Source organism: Bacillus sp. LR--39 (genome assembly GCF_053613335.1).
In genome coordinates this window covers 1-1364 of record NZ_JBSIOT010000170.1, presented here as the reverse complement: position 1 = coordinate 1364, position 1364 = coordinate 1, and the positions used below count along the sequence as shown (strand labels likewise).

Annotated in this window: 1 protein-coding gene and 1 pseudogene; one reads left to right on the top strand and one right to left on the bottom strand. The window is 49.0% G+C overall.

Annotated elements, in window-relative coordinates:
• The coding region (locus tag ACWHAR_RS21475; protein ID WP_452087768.1) for a 50S ribosomal L9 C-terminal domain-containing protein at nt 1-143 on the top strand (143 nt) is incomplete at its 5' end.
• Nucleotides 144-179: 36 nt separating this feature from the next.
• Here ACWHAR_RS21475 and ACWHAR_RS21470 read toward each other — a convergent pair.
• Nucleotides 180-1364 (bottom strand): annotated as a pseudogene (locus ACWHAR_RS21470) (mannosyltransferase); the annotation flags it as partial.

The following is a 1364-nucleotide window of genomic DNA, read 5'->3' as shown; positions in this document are numbered from 1 at the left end:
AAAAAGACCATAACATTAAAGTAGATAAGCGGAAGCTTGAACTGTCGGACGGCATTCGTGCATTAGGATATACGAACGTGCCTGTGAAGCTGCATCCTGAAGTGCAGGCTGTGTTAAAGGTACATGTAAAAGAAGAAGCTTAATAGAAAAGAGGCTTGGATTCATCCAAGCCTCTTTTTTTATTCCACGAGATAAAGAGTTTGCTGGCTTTCTCCGCCAGGTCCTCCTCGCATTCCCTGCACGCTGTTCGTGCTGCTGGAGGAACCGCTGTACTCGTCAGATGTTATTTCTTTTCCGTTTTTCTTAATCCAGGAAACAAGTTCGCTGTTGCCTGAGTTGTTTTCTGACAGAAGGAAGTATTTCACTTTGCCTTCTTTGATCAGTTTTTTCAGTTCCGACACAGTCAGAATGGGATCCGTGCCGTTAAATCCGCCCATTGCCATAACAGATTCATTTTCGTAAATGATGTATGGCGCAGCTGTTACGGTTGTCAAAGTAGCAAATAAATATTCTTCGCCGGTATTGTGTTTTCTCAGATAGGACAGGAGCCCGCTGTCGACCTCTGAAGAGAACATGTTCCCGCCGTTTGCTGAGCCTTTGAGCTGCGGGCCGGATTCAGGAAGGACGCTGTTGCCACCGTATAGAAGCGGCGTTGCTGACCAGTAAACTGGTGTGAGAAGCAGAACGCACAAGCTGATGATGGTCAGCTGCTTACTGAACGTATGGCTGCGTTTAAGCATCAGAAGTGCAAGGGTGATACCGAGTCCTACGAGTCCCAGGACATACATCCACACACTGCCGATTTGACTTGTATAAGCACTCAGAATATACACCTGGAACGCGGCTGTGATCAGAACGGCTGCCGGCAGAAGATAACTGGACCAGTCTTTATTATTTTTGTATAAGCGGTGCATCGTATACCATCCGATACCAGAAAGGGCGGCAATCGGCGGTGCCAGCATAATCAAATAATACTGGTGGAAGAATCCTGCGATGCTGAAGAAACCAGCCACGGGAACAAGCCAAGCCGCCCAGAATAGCGTTTCTTTCATTTTAGCAGCATGTCCGCGGCGATCACGGTACCAGCTGATGATTGCGCCCAGTAATCCGATCAATGAGAATGGAAGCATCCAGCTGATTTGGCCGGAAAGTGCTGATTGGAAGAGACGAAGCGGTCCAGGATCACCGGTGCCGAACATATTCACGCTTTTTCCGCCTCCGCCGCCAGGCCCTCCATTTCCAGGTCCGTTGCCACCTGTGGGAGGTGTGCCTCCGCCTCCATTGAGACCGCCGGTTTGTCCGTTAGGCGGCTGAGGCGCATCTGAATCGTTTCCGAATGATTTATTTCCGTTCTGAGAAAAAGG